Here is a 14704-nt window from a genome sequence, read left to right on the forward strand (position 1 = left end):
CTCGCCTTACTTGAAGCGGTAGGTGATGCGACCCTTGGTCAGGTCATAGGGGGTCATTTCGACCAGCACCTTGTCGCCCGCCAGCACGCGGATGCGGTTCTTGCGCATCTTGCCGGCCGTGTGGGCGATGATCTCGTGACCGCTGTCGTCGAGTGTCACGCGAAAGGTCGCGTTTGGCAGCAGTTCCGAGACTACACCGGGAAACTCGAGCAGTTCTTCCTTCGCCATGCGGTCTCTCTGGCCCTGAAAAGACAAGCCGATCCGCGCGGGGCCGCACGCGAACCGGTAAAAGCCGGCGGCTTATGCACCAAAAGCAGCGGTTCGTCACCCCGGCTCTCGGTTCAGCCCCGCTTGCACAGTGCCACGACCAAGGTGAACAGACGCCGGCTTGTCTCGTGGTCCACGTCGATCTTGCCGTCGAGGCGTTCTTTCAGAATGCGCGCGCCTTCGTCGTGCAGGCCGCGACGGCCCATATCCACCGCCTCGATCTGGGCTTGGGAGGCCCCGCGCACGGCCTGGAGATAGCTTTCGCAGATCAGCTCATAGTCCTTGACCACTCCGCGCAGTGGGGTCAGCGATAGCATGTGCCCTCGACGATAGTCCGGCCCGGTCACATCCATAGACAGGCGATTGTCCTTCAGTCCCAGCATCAGATCATAGGGGCCACCCGGCGCGCCGTCGGGCCGGAAGTCGCTCTCTTCAACCAGATCATAGATCGCGACGCGACGCTCGTGCTCGACCTCGGCCGAAGCCCCGGACAGACCGTCCGGGTCCAATTGGATCCCCTTGATCCGGTGCGTCGCCCCCTCGCTCATTCGTCCAGCGCCTCTTCGTGGGCGGGCGCGGCCCGCGCCGGCCAGGATTCCGTCAGATCCGCCAGGACCGCGTCGATGCACTCGACATCGGCCTGGAGGTCCGCCCCTCCGGCGAACATGAAGGTAAAGGCTCCACCGGGGGGCACCTCAGGTTCGTAGGAGACGGCCAGCAATTCAAGCATGGCGTCGGGTGATTTCGGCATGCCGCGCGCGCGAACACGGCTGACATCGCCCAGTTGAACCGCCGCCAGCACCCGGGCGCATTCGGCATCCGCTTCCCAACGAAAGCGCGTCAACCGCGCCGTCAACCGCCGTCCACGCCGCTCCCATGAAATGTCGCCGCGCCGGATCACGGCATTCTGGAGGGCCGCCGACAGAATGGCCAGGTCGTCTTCGTCCTGCGCCAGCAGCCGAAGCGGCGGCAGGTCAGCACAGCTGGGCCGGTCGTCAGCGCCCATCACCGTCACCCTTGATCCGTCGCACCCGCGCGCCACAGGCACTCAGCTTTTCTTCCATCCGCTCGAAGCCGCGATCCAGGTGATAGACCCGGCCCACTGTGGTTTCACCCTCGGCCGCCAGACCGGCGATGACCAGGCTGATCGACGCCCGCAGATCGGTGGCCATGACCGGGGCGCCCTTCAGGTGTTCGACCCCGACCACCCGCGCCTCGCCGGCGTGGACGTGGATCTCGGCCCCCAGTCGGCCCAGCTCGGGCGCATGCATGAAGCGGTTCTCGAAGATGTTCTCGTGGATGACGCTCTCGCCCTCGGCCAGGGTCATCAGGGCCATGAACTGGGCCTGCAGATCGGTGGCAAAGCCGGGATAGACCTCAGTCGTCACATTGACGGCCTTGAGGCGCTGCGTCGGATCACGGCGCACGATCACCCCGTCCGCGGTCGGTTCAATATCAACGCCCGCCTCGATCATCTTGTCGGTCAGGGCTTGGATCAGCTCAGGCCGCGCCTTGGTGATCCGTACCTCGCCCCCGGCCATGGCGGCGGCTACGGCATAGGAGCCCATCTCGATCCGGTCCGGGATGACCGACCAGGTGGTGCCGTGCAGCGAGGTCACGCCCTCGATCACCAGGGTGTCCGTATCAATGCCTTCGATCTTCGCGCCCATAGACACCAGACAGCGGGCCAGGTCACCGATCTCGGGCTCACGCGCGGCATTCTTCAGGACCGTCGTGCCGTGGGCCATGACGGCGGCCAGCAAAGTATGCTCGGTCGCCCCGACCGAGACGAAGGGGAATTCGATCTCGGTGCCCTGCAACCCGTTAGGCGCCAGGGCCGAGACATAGCCCTCGGACATTTCCATCTGGGCACCGAGTTTCGCCAGCGCCTCTATGTGCAGATCGACCGGTCTTGCCCCAATGGTGCATCCGCCCGGCAGGCTGACCTTGGCATGGCCGGTGCGCGCCAGCAGCGGCCCCAGCACATTGAAGCTGGCTCGCATCTGACGGACCAGATCATAGGGGGCGAAGGTCGAGCTGATTTCCCGCGCGTGGAACAGCGTCTCCTGCCCGTCCGGCCCATTGCTCTCGGTCACGGCGATGCCGAATTGTTCCAGCAAACGTCCCAGGAACTTGGTATCCGCCAGCCGCGGCATGTTGGTCAGCCTAAGCGGCTCATCCGTCAGAATCGACGCCGCCATCAGCTTGATGGCCGAATTCTTGGCCCCGCTGATCGGGATTTCGCCCTTCAGCTGGGCCCCTCCCACGATGGCGATGCGGTCCATGTCGATCCTTCAGTCACACGCCGCCGGGCGACAGGCCGAAGCGGGATCGGCTTCCTACATCAAGGGGCGAAAAAAGGCGAAGGGTGACCGAGCTCCCGATCAGTCGGGCTGTCCCGGCCTCCAGACCAGCGACGCGGCAAGACGCGGCTCACGCTCTGCGTCCTCACCGTCTGGGGCCACAATGGACACGGAAAGGGCCAGGCGCTCGGTCAGGTCGAATTCTGCTGCGACGCCGACATTCACCGAATCCGTGGCGGTGAAATAGGCCACGACAGGCCGGATTGTCAGATGATCGGTTGCCTCGATGGCGTAGTCCGCATTCAGCACAACCGTATCACTATCGCCGGCCAGCCAAGAGGCACTGGTTGAGAAACCGCCCTGGGAGACGCCGATCCGTGCGAACCAGTCTCCGGCGTCCAGTCCCGCTCCGGCGTAGTTGGCCCAGCGCCCTACCGCCAGATTCAGCGACCGATCCGCCGAAAACTCCCAGTCACCGCCGACCTCGATACCGACCTCGGAACTGTCGTCCCTGAACGGATCTTCGAATCCGGTCGAAACATAGGCCTCGACATAGCCGTTCGCGGCAAAGTCAGTAGAGACGACAGCCCGCAACATCGGCGCATCGCTCAGATGATCGACGAAGGTCGATGTCTCGATGTAGTCGGTCGCCAGTTCGACTTCGAAGGTCTGGGCCGAGGCGTCAGACACCCCCATACCCCAGCCCGCGAGGCCTGCCGCGATTGCCGCGGCCCCCCAATGGCCTCGAGGCCTCTGATGTGTCCGTCCGCGCATGGAGGTCCGTCCCTAACCGTCGTCGGTCAGGCTCGGTGCCGGCCCGCCCTTCCCCGCTTTTCGCCGTCTGAGATTCGCCCTCAACGCCTTGGCCAGCGCCTCTTCGCGCGGCGTCGGCTTGGGTTTTTCGGGCTTTGGCGGCTTTTCGGCGTCGGTCATGGCGATATTCTAGCTTTCGGGCTTCCCTCCGCGAAGGGGTTTGGCTATACGCCCGGTTCCTCAGATTCAGGCCGCCGTAGCTCAGTGGTAGAGCGCATCCTTGGTAAGGCTGAGGTCGGCAGTTCAATCCTGCCCGGCGGCACCATCTGTCTCTCGACAATCTGAGCCGACCCCGACATGGTCGGCCCCTCGGGGCTTCGGCCCAGCCGGAGGGAGTATGGTCGACAGCCTGACACGCGATGACCTGGCCCAGGCCCTGACCGCGACCGGTCGCGGTGACCGGACGGCGTTTCGTCGGGTCTATGATGCCACCTCTGCGAAACTGTTTGGCGTCGCCGTGCGTATCCTCAAGGATCGCCAACTCGCCGAGGATGTCTTGCAGGACGTCTATGTCACCGTCTGGAACCGGGCTTCGACCTATGATCCGGCCCGCGCCGCGCCCACGACGTGGCTGGCGACGATTGCGCGCAACCGCTCGATCGACCGCCTTCGGTCCATGGCCAGCCGCCCGACCGGTCGTCCCCTGGATGAGGCCGCCGAGGTCCGCGACGAGACACCCGATGCGGCCGCTCGGCTCGAGGCACGACAGGAGGCCGGTCGTCTGCACGATTGTCTTCAGGTGCTGGACGAACGGGCCCGCGAGGCCATCCGCTCCGCCTTCTTCGAGGGCGACACCTATGAAACCCTGGCCGAGCGCGCCGGCGTACCGCTGGGCACCCTGAAAAGCTGGATCCGCCGGGGCTTTCAAAAGCTGAAAGGATGCCTGGAGCGATGAGCGAACGGGACGACATCGCCGCCGACGAGGCCGCCGAACGCGCCTTGCGCCTGAACGACGGCCCGGCCGACCAGGCCCTGGCGGCCCGCGCCGCCGCCGACCCCACCTTCGCTGCCGATGTCGAGGCCTGGGATGAGCGCCTGTCGCCCCTGATCGACGAGATCGCGCCGGTTCTTCCGCCCGCCGGCGTCTGGCCGCGCGTCGAGGCCGCGACCGCCCCGGTCCCCGCCAATGACAACCGCGCCACCCGCTTCTGGCGCGGCTGGGCCATGGCCTCCACAGGCCTGCTGGCGGCGTCTGTAGCGGGGCTGGCCTTCCTGATCGCCAATCCGCGCGTCGAGCGCGATTACATTGCCTCTTCGCCCGACTTCCAGCCGGTCAGCGTCTCGACCCTGATGAGCGCGGCCGACCCGGATATGCCGATCGCCACTATCACCTACGACCCGCAGACGGGCAGCCTCTATGTCGCCCCGACGATGCAAATGGCCATGCCCGAGAATCGCGCCGTGACCCTGTGGGTGACCATGGCCGACGGCAGCGTGCACCGTGTCGGTGTCATCGATCCAAACCAGGCCCAGATGCACGAGGTATCCGAGGAGATGCAGCCGATGGCCGCCGAGGCCCCGCTCGTCACCGTCTCTCTGGAACCGATGGACCAACCGAACGCCCCCGCCCCCATGGGCCCCGTCATCGCGACGGGCGAGGTGCGGCGACTATAGGACCCCGACCATGACCGACCCTGTCATCACCCTGGAAATGACCGACAAGCGCCACGGGCGCTATGTGGCACGGATTGAGGGCGTTGAGGGCGAGGGCGAGATCACCATCACACGGCGTGGTCCCCACCTGATCAGCGCCGACCACACCGGCGTGCCCGAAACCATGGCCGGCCGGGGCGTCGCGCCGAAACTGCTCGCCTTCATGCTCGAGGATGCGCGAGCGAATGACTTCAAGATCATTCCCCTGTGCCCCTACGTCCGCGCCCAGTACGCGCGCCATCCCGAATGGTCCGACCTGTTCACCACCGCGCCGGGCGAAGACCCGACGCCCCCGAGGGATTGAGGCGAGAACGAGTCGACCTCCGTGGACGACAGCAGAGACGGGCAAGATTTGTCGCCTCCCTGCTGCGAAGCGGCGGGGAGGAGACGGGTCCTCATCCCGCCTGCGGCTGCGCATACCCCAGTCTTTCGTTCAGCTTCTCCAGCAGATTCACAGCCGTGTCCGCGATCACCGAACCAGGCGGATAGACGGCGGCGGCCCCCATTTCGATCAGGGGCTCAACGTCCGCCGGCGGGATGACCCCACCGACGACGATCATGATGTCTTCGCGACCCAGCTTTTTCAGCGCCGCCTTCAACTCGGGAACCAGCGTCAGATGCCCCGCCGCCAGCGAACTGGCACCGACCGCATGGACGTTGCCGGCCACCGCCGCTGCGGCGGCCTCTTCCGGTGTCTGGAACAGCGGCCCGGCCTCGGCGGCGAAGCCCAGGTCCTGATAGGCGCTGGCCACCACCTTTTGCCCGCGGTCGTGGCCGTCCTGGCCCAGCTTGGCGATCAGGATGCGCGGCGGCCCGCCGTCGTTCTCGACGAAGGCCGCGACCATGGCCCGCGCTCGGTCGATCTTGGGATCGGCTCCGGCCTCCGAAGCATAGACGCCCGACACCACCTCCGGCACGGCTTCATGCCGCCCGAACGCCGCTTCCAGGGCGTCGGACATCTCACCGACCGTCGCCTTGGCCCGCGCGGCATTGACCGCCAACGCCAGCAGATTGGCGTCGCCGCGCGCCCCCTCGGTCAGGGCGGCCAGCGACCTTTGCGTCGTCGCCTCGTCCCGCTCGGCGCGCAGGCGTTTCAACTTCTCCAACTGGGTGCGGCGCACCTCGGCGTTGTCGACCTTCAGGACCGGAATGTCGTCTTCCAGGTCGCTGAGATACCGGTTCACGCCGACCACCGTCTGGCGGCCGGTGTCGATGCGCGCCTGGGTGCGGGCCGAGGCCTCCTCGATGCGCCGCTTGGGCACCCCGGCCTCAATCGCCGCCGCCATGCCGCCCAGCTTTTCGACCTCCTGGATATGCACCCAGGCCCGCTCGGCCAGATCCTGCGTCAGCTTCTCGACATAGTACGACCCGCCCCACGGATCGGCCGTCCAGGTCAGGTCGCTCTCGCGCGCCAGGAACAGCTGGGTGTTGCGCGCAATCCGGGCCGAGAAATCCGTCGGCAGGGCCAGGGCCTCGTCCAGCGAGTTGGTGTGCAGGCTCTGCGTCCCGCCACCGACCGCCGCCATGGCCTCCACGCACGTCCGCGCGACATTGTTGAACACATCCTGCGCCGCCAGCGACCAACCTGACGTTTGGCAATGCGCCCTCAACATCAGAGACTTGGCTGACTTCGGTTGGAATTCGTCCTGGATCAGCCGCGCCCACAGAAGCCGCCCGGCCCGCAGCTTGGCGATCTCCATGAAGGGGTTCATGCCGATGGCCCAGAAGAAGCTCAGACGCGGCGCAAAGGCGTCGATGTCCAGCCCGGCCGCCACCCCGGCGCGCGCATACTCCACCCCGTCGGCCAGCGTATAGGCCAGCTCCAGGTCCGCCGTCGCCCCGGCCTCCTGCATATGATAGCCGCTGATGGAAATGCTGTTGAACTTGGGCATCTCGCGGCTGGTGAAGCCGAAGATGTCCGAGATGATCCGCATCGAGGGGCCGGGCGGATACACATAGGTGTTCCGCACCATGAACTCTTTCAGGATGTCGTTCTGGATCGTCCCGGTTAGCTGGGCCGGGGCCACGCCCTGTTCCTCGGCCGCCACGATATAGAGCGCCATGATCGGCAGGACCGCGCCGTTCATGGTCATCGACACGCTCATCTTGTCCAGCGGGATGCCGTCGAACAGGGTGCGCATGTCCAGGATGGAATCGATCGCCACGCCCGCCATGCCGACATCGCCGGCCACGCGCGGATGGTCACTGTCATAGCCCCGGTGCGTCGCCAGATCGAAGGCGATCGACAGCCCCATCTGGCCCGCCGCCAGATTGCGTCGGTAAAAGGCGTTCGATTCCTCCGCCGTGGAGAACCCGGCGTACTGCCGCACCGTCCACGGGTTGGTCACGTACATGGTCGGATAAGGTCCGCGCCCGAACGGGGCCTGGCCCGGCAGGCTTCCGGCAAAATCCGCGCCGATCAGGTCTTCTGGCCCATAGACCGGGTCAACCGCAATCCGCTCCGGCGTGATCCACAGGGGGGCGTCGGCTGCGGACGTGGCGACATGAGTGGGTGCCAAGGCGATCTTCGAGAAATCTGCGGGAATGGTCATGCTTCATGCTCCTTCTCCCGAGAAGCGAGTGGTGGAACGAACCCCATCACGACACCCCCTCAAACGCCGCAGTCAAACTCACCGGTGCGAACCGGCCCATCGCGGCCTCGCTGACCACCACCGCCGCATCTGCCGGACGATGCACGGTCACCCCGATCATCTGGCGTTCGCCGTCCTTGAGCTGCCGGTCGCGTTCGGACCGCGCGCCAGAAACCTCATCAGCCAGCCGGTCCAGCGAGGCCAACACCCCGCCCCCGGCCTCAATCTTCTGGAACTCGGCCCACGCCGCCCCGGCCAGATCACGAGTCAGGCTTTCGACAAACCAGGACCCACCGGCGGGATCGGCCACCCGCCCCAAATGGGCCTCCTCCATCAAGATCAGCTGGATATTGCGCGCCTGCCTGAGCGCCAGCGGTGTCGACGTTTCAGCCGTCACATCAAACGGGTCCAGCACCACCGCATCGGCCCCGCCGGCCCCGGCTCCAAAGCCCGCCGCCGTCAACCTCAGCAGATTGGTCCAGGGGTCCGCCGCCGACAGCATCCGCCGTGACGACCGCGCCTCGATCCGCGCCGGAACCGACACGCCCGAGACCGCGCATACCTGTGCCCAGAGTGCGCGCGCGGCCCGCGTCTTGGCCAGGCTGATGAACATCATGTTGTCGACCGTCAGACCCAGCGTCACGCGCGACAGCGCCGCCTCGCTGGACATCCCTGCGGCCTCCAGCGCCCGCGCATAAGCCACAGCCGAGGCCAGCATCACCGCCAGTTCCTGCGCCTCGGTTCCACCGGCCTCATGGACAAACCGGCCCGAGCCTAGGAACAGCTCGACGTTCGGATAGGCCCCCTCGTGCCGCATCGCCGTTTGCACAGCGGAATCGAACAGGTCCGGCCCCTCGCGCGCCATCAAACTGACCGGGTCCAGATGGAAGGCCAACTTCGCCTGGGGCGAGCCCTTGGCTACGACCGCCAGCCAGTTCGCGGCCTCCACGGCGCGCGCGCCAGCGTCCAGGGCCACGGTCGCCAGCTCCAGCAGCACCCCGTCCAGCGCCGCCGCCATATCGTCGGCCGAGCCGATCCCTGCCGCCTCGACCGGCAGCAGAATGGAGGCCGCGCCTTGCGCCAACGCCGTCAGCGACGCCCGGTTCGCCTCGCCCGGATCATGGGCGAACACCGCGTTGCGAAGATCCCATGGGCGCGTCGGGTCCGCCGCCACGCCCTTGCGGGCCGACGGGGCCGCGCCCGCGTTCCACGCGCCGTACAGCGGCCCGATCTCGATCCCGTCCAGGCTGCGCCGGATCAACGCGTCGAAGCGGGCATCCGGGGCTGTTTTTGACGCTGCCTTTTTCCACGCCGCCCGATCGGGCGCGGCGAAGCCTTCGGTCAGAGACAAGGGTTTGCTGCTCAAGGGGGCCTCCAGTCGGGCCCGGTCATGCGGCGCGCAAATGCGGGCGTCAAGCGGGAGGTCACCCCGCCTTCGTGCCCCGCCGAGCGCAACACCGGACACTTCTCCGCTCAATACCCCTGCTGGACGACACCATGATTGACCCCATACCGCTTCCCGATCACCCGATCCGCCGCCATCCGTTGTGGCAGGCCTTTGATCGTCTGTGGCGACCGGCCGCCGGGTGGGCCGCCATGCTCGGCGTTCTCTATGCCGGCCTGATTGGCCCGGTGATCGGTCGTCCGATGGGCGAGGCCTATCTCGCCCTCTGGCTTACCTTCGCCGCTGCCATGCTCGGCCTGAAGTCCCTCGAAAAGGTCCGGGGGGTGGCATGACCCATGTTCTGTCGGCGCGCAGCCGAACCCGCCTGCAAGGCGTTCACCCTGACCTGATCCGCGTGGTCGAGCGGGCCATTCAGCTCAGCCGTCAGGACTTCACCGTCCTAGAGGGCGTCCGCACGCCGGAGCGCCAGAAACAGCTCTATGCCCAAGGCCGAACCAAGCCGGGGCGCAAGGTGACCTGGACCCTGAACAGCCGACATTTCGTCAACCCCATGACCGGCTATGGCCATGCGGTGGATCTGGCTCCGTTTCCCATCGACTGGTCCGACCTGACGAAGTTCGATGCGATCTCGCGGGCCATGTTCGATGCCGCCAAGGAGCTGGGCATCGCCATCCGCTGGGGGGCCGATTGGGACCGGGACGGCCAGCCGCGCGAGCGGGGTGAGACGGATTCGCCGCATTTCGAGCTGGCGCTGTGATCCGTTTCGGCGACCTGACGCGCCTGGGCAAGGTAATGGCCGTGCTCGTGGCGCTCGCCGCCGTCATCATCGCCGTCATCCTGATCGGGCGCTGGGCAGACGGGCTGACGGCCTGGTTGCTGTGGTCGGACGAAAGCCGGCTTGAGCGGGCGGCGGCGCGGGCCGATTACGCCGAAGTCGATGCCGCCAACCGCCGCACCGAGGTCGTGTGGCTGGAAAAACAGCAGGCGGACGTGGCGGAGGCCACCCGCGTCATCGTCCGAACCGTTGAAATTACTGAACGGGCTCAGGCCCTGTCCGAAGGAGCCGCCGATGCGACTGTCGAGATTGATCCTGGCCGGGTGGATCGGCTGCGTGACGCTGACCGCCGGGTGTGCGAGCTGGACACGCTCGCCTGCACAGCCGCCGCCGCCCCGGATTGAGCCGCCGGTTCAGGCGAGCACAGCCTGTCGGCTGCCGATCCTGCCCGAAGACGGCCCGGTGACCTGGGCTGATCTTGAGCGGGTCTATCTTGAGCGGGCCGAGGCCCTGGTCGAATGCGATCAGGCGCGGCGGCTGGCAATCTGGTCGGCCGGTTCCGACTTGCCCAGATAGACCACGCGCGATTTGCCCGCCTGACGGCCCGCCTCGACGTGGCCGTCATGGGCACCGGACGCCTTGGCGTCGTCCTCATCGGCCTCAACCCAATGGGTCGCCTCGATATCCTTTTGCAGGGCGCGAGCCGCCATGGCGTGGGCGGGGAACAGCGTATCGACGACAGCCCCGCCGAACGGGATCGCGGCCGTCGCTGTATCCGAGGCCAGATAGGCCGCCATCTTCAACAGGGTGCCCGGCGTGGCCTGCGCGCGCATGGCCTGAATCATCAGCCAGCCCCCGGCCCCGACCGTATAGACATCACCGACCCACGGAATCCACGTCAGCAGACCATCCATGCCGATGCCGAACGGTCCCACCGCAACGGCGCGGTCGGACAGTTTTCGAACGCCTTCAACATTCGACCAGATTTTCTCGATATCGCGTATGCTGCGCGCCATATCCGAACTCCCCTCGCCCCCGACCGTAACGCTTACCCCAAACTTTCGGTTCGCCAAGGAGATTAAACATGATCGTTTCCACCACGCCCACCATCGAAGGACGACCGGTCCGCGAGTATCTGGGCGTGGTTGCGGGTGAAGCGATCCTGGGGGCCAACATCTTCCGCGACGTTTTTGCCGGCATTCGCGATGTCATCGGCGGACGCTCAGGCTCCTACGAAAAGGTCCTGCGCGAGGCCCGCGAAGAGGCGATGAAGGAAATGAGCGAGGCAGCGCGCCGCCTCGGTGCCGACGCAATTGTCGGGATCGACTACGACTATGAGACGCTTGGAGACACAGGCTCAATGCTGATGGTGGCCGTATCGGGTACGGCGGTCCGCCTCGGATGAAATTTTTCCTGGGCCTGTTCCTGTTGATCCCGCTTGGCGTTCCAGCGGCCATTCTGCTGGCCACGCTGATGAACAATGGGCACCGCTGGACCGACATTCTGGCACAGTTCACCTCACCGGCCCTGGTCGGAACCGGCATCCTGCTGGTGACCTATCTGTTTCTACGCCTGCGATTGAACCAGCTGATGGCGGGGCTGGTCGGCCTCGGGCTGTTGTTTGTGGTCTGGCCCCAATGGGCCCCGGAAGGCGGGCGGCCGGCCCCGGAAGCCCCCATCATCCGCGTCTATTCAGCCAATGTGTGGGTCCGCAACACCGACGTTGAGGCCATGCGCCGGTCCATCGAGGCGGCTGATCCCGACGTCATCCTGTTGATCGAGATGGGTCCCGCGACCCGCGACCAGATCGACACCCTGCTGGCCGGCTATCCGTATCGCACCGACACCTCCGTTCAGGGCGACCTGCTCAACCGCGCCATCATCGCCGCGCGCTTCCCGATCGAAGAGTTCGGACGTCGACACGATGGGCTGCACGCGGTCATGGCGCGTGGGGAGACGCCGCTGGGGCCCATGACCTTCATCGTCACCCATCTGACCCGGCCCTGGCCGTTCGAAGGCCAATATGGGCAGATTTCCCAGGTCACCTCCCTGACGGCGCGGGTCACGCCTCTGGAGGGGCCGGTCGTCATCGCCGGCGACTTCAACAGCGTCACCACCGGTCGTATCGGCACCATGATCCGCGAGGGTATGGAGCTGAACGCTGCGCCGGGCTGGCCCGGCACCTGGCCCTCACAGCTGCCTGGGCCGGGGCGGATTACCATCGACCAGGTCTATGTCACGCGCGATCTGGCCATCCGTGACCGTCGGCTGGGTCAGCGCAATGGCTCGGATCATATGCCGGTCATCACCGAAATCGGTCTGGCACCGGTTGAGCCCGTGCCGGAATAGTCAGGTCCGCCATGTGCGGGCCTCACCCCCCGTATCGCCCAGCGCCCGCACCAGGGCTTCGGCCACCGCATGGGCCTCATTGTCCAATCCCCGAGGCGGTCGCACGACAACCATGGCCGAACCGTTCATTTTCATCGGATCATGCAGGGGTCGCATCCGCGCCTCGGACACCAGGATCTCGACCCCGCCGGCCTTGCCCTTGAGGTCCCGCAGAAACCCGTCCAGCGTCTCCAGATCCTTCAGCGGGGTCCAGATCGCCACGACCACTTCCGGGTTCAAAGCCTGTGCCGCCACGACCGCCTGTGCGGCCTGCTCATAGTCATCCCGGCGTTCATACGGTGGGTCGATGAGGATGAAATCCGCCGAGGCCAGCCCAGCCGCCTCATAGCCATCGACCGCCCGCACCTCGGTCGGAACCGAGGTCGCCCCCATCGCCAGCTCAAGCTGCTCGCGCACCTCGGGCTGCACCTCACACCCGATGTAGAGATCGTCCTCATCCAGCGCCGAGACGATCAGCCAGGGTGATCCCGGATAGAGCTTCGCCGTATCATCGACCCAGCTATTGGCCGCCCGCACCGCCTCTATCAGGGGCTCGAATGACCCCGGCAGGTCGCCCGCCATCAGGGCCTTCACACCGCGCGCGGCCTCCTGCGACCGGGCCTGGTCGTCGTTGCCGAGATCATAGATCCCCGCCCCCGCATGGGTGTCGATCACCGTCAACGCCCGGCTCTCAGGCCGCAACGCCTTCAGCAAGGCCAGCAGCACCGCGTGCTTGTGTAGATCGGCGAAGTTCCCGGCGTGGAAGCTGTGGCGATAGTTCATGTCCCGCCCTCGCCCGTGCGCGACGACAGGTCAAGCCGCCCGCGTGTGAACCCTTCGGAAACTTGAGCGAACCCATCCTCTGTCCATGGGATTCGCTCGTCGTGCCGGTCGCCGCTCGCTTCTGATCAGCGCCTTGCTGACGCTCGCCGTCGTACTGACGGCCTGGGCGATGACGTCTCTGGTGAAGCCGGGGCAGTTCCCGGCTGAGGCCATGGCCTCGGAACTCCCAACCACCACCGCCGCCCTTACCGGTCCAGCCACAGTCAGCGACGGCGACGGCCTGCGCCTGAATGGCGAGCGCATTCGTCTGCAGGGCGTCGACGCCTTCGAGCTGCATCAGACCTGCGGAACCGGCCCCTGCGGCCAGGCCGCGCGCGATGCGCTACAACGCCTGATCGCCGGTCGCCACGTCGCCTGCGAGCCGGTGGACACCGACCGCTACGGCCGCACCATCGCCTATTGCCACGTCGACGGCGTCGATCTGGGCGAGCAGATGGTCCTGCAAGGCCACGCCCTGGCCTTCCGCCGGTATTCCCGCGAGTACATCGACGAGGAAGAGGTGGCCCGCCGCAATCGCGCCGGAGCCTGGACCTCAGATTTCCAGAACCCCGCCGACTGGCGCCGGGATCACCCGCGCGGCTAGGCCGCCCAGTCCAGGACCACCTTGCCGGACTGGCCCGACTTCATGGCCTCGAAGCCCTTGCGGTAGTCCTGATAGCCCATCTCGTGGGTGATCAGCGGGCCGAGATCCAGCCCGGCCTTCAACAGACCCAGCATCTTGCGCCAGGTGGTGAACATCTCACGCCCATAGACGCCCTTGATAGTCAGGGCCTTGAGGATGATCGTTCCCCAATCCGTCTCCATCGGCCTGGACGGAATGCCGAGCAACGCCATACCGCCGCCCATGATCAGGGTGTCGACGCACTGTTTGAAGGCGATGGGCGACCCGGACATTTCCAGCGCCACATCGAAGCCGACCTTCAGGCCCAGCTCGTGCATGACGTCATGCAGGTCTTCCTTGGTGGTGTTCACCGTGCGCACGCCCGGCGCGACCTTCTGCGCCAGCTCCAGCCGGAAGTCGTTGATATCGGTCAGAACCACGGTCCGCGCGCCCGCATGGCGCGCCACGGCGGCGGCCATCATGCCGATCGGCCCGGCACCGGTGACGATGACGTCCTCACCCAACAGATCGAACTGCTGGGCCGTGTGTACCGCATTGCCGAACGGATCGAGGATCGCCCCGATCTCATAGGGCACATCATCCGGCAGCTCGATCACATTGAACGCCGGTGCCACGACATATTCGGCAAAGGCCCCCTGGCGGTTCACCCCGATACCGCGCGTATGCGGGTCCAGATGGAAATGCCCGGCGCGAGCGGCTTCCGAATTCAGGTCGATGACGTGCCCTTCGGCGGAAACGCGCTGCCCGACCTTCAGCCGACGATCCACGTCCTTGCCGATGGCGACGATCTCGCCGGAGAACTCATGGCCGGTGATCATCGGCACGGGCACATTCTTCTGGGACCACTCGTCCCAGTTCCAGATGTGAATGTCCGTCCCGCACACGGCAGTCTTGTGGACCTTGATCAGCACATCATCATCGCCCGGCGTCGGGATTGGCGCATCGATCAGGTCCAGGCCCTCTGCGGGTTTCGTCTTGGCCAGGGCCTTCATCGTATCGGTCATGGGGGTCATTCCCTTTGGTGCTGGGCGTATGGGGTCGCGT

At 66.2% G+C, this 14704-nt stretch carries 20 protein-coding genes and 1 tRNA gene; 10 read left to right on the forward strand and 11 right to left on the reverse strand.

All coding sequences use genetic code 11. The annotated features are described in order from the left end of the window. Positions 1 to 6: 6 nt before the first annotated feature. From infA to G391_RS15685, 6 genes are all read right to left on the reverse strand, one after another. Positions 7 to 228: a translation initiation factor IF-1 gene (gene infA / locus G391_RS0100190; protein ID WP_029085728.1), complete on the reverse strand. Its 222-nt coding sequence runs from the start codon at positions 226 to 228 to the stop codon at positions 7 to 9. Positions 229 to 341: 113 nt separating this feature from the next. Next, entirely contained in the window at positions 342 to 815 is a 474-nt protein-coding gene (locus G391_RS0100195) for a UPF0262 family protein (protein ID WP_029085729.1), read from the reverse strand. Continuing rightward, positions 812 to 1273 (reverse strand): DUF2948 family protein, encoded by a 462-nt coding sequence (locus tag G391_RS0100200; protein ID WP_035303422.1) that lies wholly within the window; start codon positions 1271 to 1273, stop codon positions 812 to 814. Before G391_RS0100200 ends, G391_RS0100195 begins: the two co-directional genes overlap by 4 nt. After that, positions 1263 to 2552 carry a UDP-N-acetylglucosamine 1-carboxyvinyltransferase gene (gene murA, locus G391_RS0100205; protein ID WP_029085731.1) on the reverse strand — a complete coding sequence of 430 codons (1290 nt, stop codon included), beginning with the start codon at positions 2550 to 2552 and terminating at the stop codon, positions 1263 to 1265. The genes G391_RS0100200 and murA overlap by 11 nt, the downstream gene beginning before the upstream one ends. Positions 2553 to 2651: 99 nt before the next feature. After that, a complete protein-coding gene (locus tag G391_RS0100210; RefSeq protein ID WP_156893803.1) occupies positions 2652 to 3260 on the reverse strand; it encodes a hypothetical protein in 609 nt (202 codons plus the stop codon). Positions 3261 to 3356: 96 nt separating this feature from the next. After that, positions 3357 to 3503, reverse strand: coding sequence for a hypothetical protein (locus G391_RS15685; RefSeq protein ID WP_169719080.1), 147 nt, complete (start codon positions 3501 to 3503; stop codon positions 3357 to 3359). 70 nt (positions 3504 to 3573) lie between these two features. On the opposite strand from G391_RS15685, the gene G391_RS0100220 reads away from it, so the two are divergent. The 4 genes from G391_RS0100220 (at position 3574) to G391_RS0100235 (ending at position 5340) form a co-directional block, all read left to right on the forward strand. Further along, positions 3574 to 3648, forward strand: a tRNA-Thr gene (locus G391_RS0100220). 72 nt (positions 3649 to 3720) lie between these two features. After that, entirely contained in the window at positions 3721 to 4278 is a 558-nt protein-coding gene (locus G391_RS0100225) for a sigma-70 family RNA polymerase sigma factor (protein ID WP_029085733.1), read from the forward strand. Further along, entirely contained in the window at positions 4275 to 4997 is a 723-nt protein-coding gene (locus G391_RS0100230; RefSeq protein WP_029085734.1) for an anti-sigma factor, read from the forward strand. Before G391_RS0100225 ends, G391_RS0100230 begins: the two co-directional genes overlap by 4 nt. 10 nt (positions 4998 to 5007) lie before the next feature. Further along, a complete protein-coding gene (locus G391_RS0100235; RefSeq protein ID WP_029085735.1) occupies positions 5008 to 5340 on the forward strand; it encodes a GNAT family N-acetyltransferase in 333 nt (110 codons plus the stop codon). A gap of 91 nt (positions 5341 to 5431) precedes the next feature. On the opposite strand, the gene scpA is transcribed toward G391_RS0100235, so the two are convergent. Beyond that, the gene (gene scpA / locus G391_RS0100240) at positions 5432 to 7588 is read right to left on the reverse strand and encodes a methylmalonyl-CoA mutase (RefSeq protein ID WP_029085736.1); all 2157 of its coding nucleotides are present in this window, start codon (positions 7586 to 7588) and stop codon (positions 5432 to 5434) included. Positions 7589 to 7634: 46 nt separating this feature from the next. Continuing rightward, positions 7635 to 8993: a methylmalonyl-CoA mutase family protein gene (locus G391_RS13305; protein ID WP_051257012.1), complete on the reverse strand. Its 1359-nt coding sequence runs from the start codon at positions 8991 to 8993 to the stop codon at positions 7635 to 7637. A gap of 131 nt (positions 8994 to 9124) precedes the next feature. Here G391_RS13305 and G391_RS0100250 point away from each other — a divergent pair, with 131 nt between their 5' ends. The 3 genes from G391_RS0100250 to G391_RS0100260 are packed head-to-tail and all read left to right on the forward strand — an operon-like array spanning position 9125 to position 10211. Continuing rightward, positions 9125 to 9364, forward strand: coding sequence for a hypothetical protein (locus G391_RS0100250; protein ID WP_029085737.1), 240 nt, complete (start codon positions 9125 to 9127; stop codon positions 9362 to 9364). Further along, entirely contained in the window at positions 9361 to 9789 is a 429-nt protein-coding gene (locus G391_RS0100255) for a M15 family metallopeptidase (protein WP_029085738.1), read from the forward strand. Before G391_RS0100250 ends, G391_RS0100255 begins: the two co-directional genes overlap by 4 nt. Beyond that, complete coding sequence (locus G391_RS0100260; protein WP_029085739.1) at positions 9786 to 10211, forward strand: hypothetical protein; 426 nt, start codon at positions 9786 to 9788, stop codon at positions 10209 to 10211. Before G391_RS0100255 ends, G391_RS0100260 begins: the two co-directional genes overlap by 4 nt. A 120-nt stretch (positions 10212 to 10331) precedes the next feature. Here G391_RS0100260 and G391_RS13310 read toward each other — a convergent pair whose 3' ends face one another. Next, positions 10332 to 10823, reverse strand: a complete 492-nt coding sequence (locus G391_RS13310; protein WP_051257013.1) for a DUF4112 domain-containing protein — start codon at positions 10821 to 10823, stop codon at positions 10332 to 10334. 68 nt (positions 10824 to 10891) lie between these two features. On the opposite strand from G391_RS13310, the gene G391_RS0100270 reads away from it, so the two are divergent. Beyond that, positions 10892 to 11212: a heavy metal-binding domain-containing protein gene (locus G391_RS0100270; protein ID WP_029085740.1), complete on the forward strand. Its 321-nt coding sequence runs from the start codon at positions 10892 to 10894 to the stop codon at positions 11210 to 11212. After that, positions 11209 to 12156, forward strand: a complete 948-nt coding sequence (locus tag G391_RS0100275) for an endonuclease/exonuclease/phosphatase family protein (protein ID WP_035303425.1) — start codon at positions 11209 to 11211, stop codon at positions 12154 to 12156. Before G391_RS0100270 ends, G391_RS0100275 begins: the two co-directional genes overlap by 4 nt. Here the strand turns inward: G391_RS0100275 and rlmJ are convergent, their stop codons facing one another. Continuing rightward, a complete protein-coding gene (rlmJ, locus tag G391_RS0100280; protein WP_029085742.1) occupies positions 12157 to 12978 on the reverse strand; it encodes a 23S rRNA (adenine(2030)-N(6))-methyltransferase RlmJ in 822 nt (273 codons plus the stop codon). A gap of 85 nt (positions 12979 to 13063) precedes the next feature. On the opposite strand from rlmJ, the gene G391_RS0100285 reads away from it, so the two are divergent. After that, complete coding sequence (locus G391_RS0100285) at positions 13064 to 13621, forward strand: thermonuclease family protein (protein WP_156893806.1); 558 nt, start codon at positions 13064 to 13066, stop codon at positions 13619 to 13621. Here the strand turns inward: G391_RS0100285 and tdh are convergent. Continuing rightward, positions 13618 to 14664, reverse strand: a complete 1047-nt coding sequence (tdh, locus tag G391_RS0100290; protein WP_029085744.1) for an L-threonine 3-dehydrogenase — start codon at positions 14662 to 14664, stop codon at positions 13618 to 13620. The two genes, G391_RS0100285 and tdh, sit on opposite strands and share 4 nt — an antisense overlap. Positions 14665 to 14704: the final 40 nt, after the last annotated feature.

Source organism: Brevundimonas aveniformis DSM 17977 (assembly GCF_000428765.1).
GTDB lineage: Bacteria > Pseudomonadota > Alphaproteobacteria > Caulobacterales > Caulobacteraceae > Brevundimonas > Brevundimonas aveniformis.

Excerpts from the sequence above, each read along its gene's own strand:
- infA (WP_029085728.1), bottom strand. The coding sequence starts at position 228 with ATGGCGAAGGAAGAACTGCTCGAGTTTCCCGGTGTAGTCTCGGAACTG.
- G391_RS0100195 (WP_029085729.1), bottom strand. The coding sequence starts at position 815 with ATGAGCGAGGGGGCGACGCACCGGATCAAGGGGATCCAATTGGACCCG.
- G391_RS0100200 (WP_035303422.1), bottom strand. The coding sequence starts at position 1,273 with ATGGGCGCTGACGACCGGCCCAGCTGTGCTGACCTGCCGCCGCTTCGG.
- murA (WP_029085731.1), bottom strand. The coding sequence starts at position 2,552 with ATGGACCGCATCGCCATCGTGGGAGGGGCCCAGCTGAAGGGCGAAATC.
- G391_RS15685 (WP_169719080.1), bottom strand. The coding sequence starts at position 3,503 with ATGACCGACGCCGAAAAGCCGCCAAAGCCCGAAAAACCCAAGCCGACG.
- G391_RS0100225 (WP_029085733.1), top strand. The coding sequence starts at position 3,721 with ATGGTCGACAGCCTGACACGCGATGACCTGGCCCAGGCCCTGACCGCG.
- G391_RS0100230 (WP_029085734.1), top strand. The coding sequence starts at position 4,275 with ATGAGCGAACGGGACGACATCGCCGCCGACGAGGCCGCCGAACGCGCC.
- G391_RS0100235 (WP_029085735.1), top strand. The coding sequence starts at position 5,008 with ATGACCGACCCTGTCATCACCCTGGAAATGACCGACAAGCGCCACGGG.
- scpA (WP_029085736.1), bottom strand. The coding sequence starts at position 7,588 with ATGACCATTCCCGCAGATTTCTCGAAGATCGCCTTGGCACCCACTCAT.
- G391_RS0100250 (WP_029085737.1), top strand. The coding sequence starts at position 9,125 with ATGATTGACCCCATACCGCTTCCCGATCACCCGATCCGCCGCCATCCG.
- G391_RS0100255 (WP_029085738.1), top strand. The coding sequence starts at position 9,361 with ATGACCCATGTTCTGTCGGCGCGCAGCCGAACCCGCCTGCAAGGCGTT.
- G391_RS13310 (WP_051257013.1), bottom strand. The coding sequence starts at position 10,823 with ATGGCGCGCAGCATACGCGATATCGAGAAAATCTGGTCGAATGTTGAA.
- G391_RS0100270 (WP_029085740.1), top strand. The coding sequence starts at position 10,892 with ATGATCGTTTCCACCACGCCCACCATCGAAGGACGACCGGTCCGCGAG.
- G391_RS0100275 (WP_035303425.1), top strand. The coding sequence starts at position 11,209 with ATGAAATTTTTCCTGGGCCTGTTCCTGTTGATCCCGCTTGGCGTTCCA.
- rlmJ (WP_029085742.1), bottom strand. The coding sequence starts at position 12,978 with ATGAACTATCGCCACAGCTTCCACGCCGGGAACTTCGCCGATCTACAC.
- G391_RS0100285 (WP_156893806.1), top strand. The coding sequence starts at position 13,064 with ATGGGATTCGCTCGTCGTGCCGGTCGCCGCTCGCTTCTGATCAGCGCC.
- tdh (WP_029085744.1), bottom strand. The coding sequence starts at position 14,664 with ATGACCGATACGATGAAGGCCCTGGCCAAGACGAAACCCGCAGAGGGC.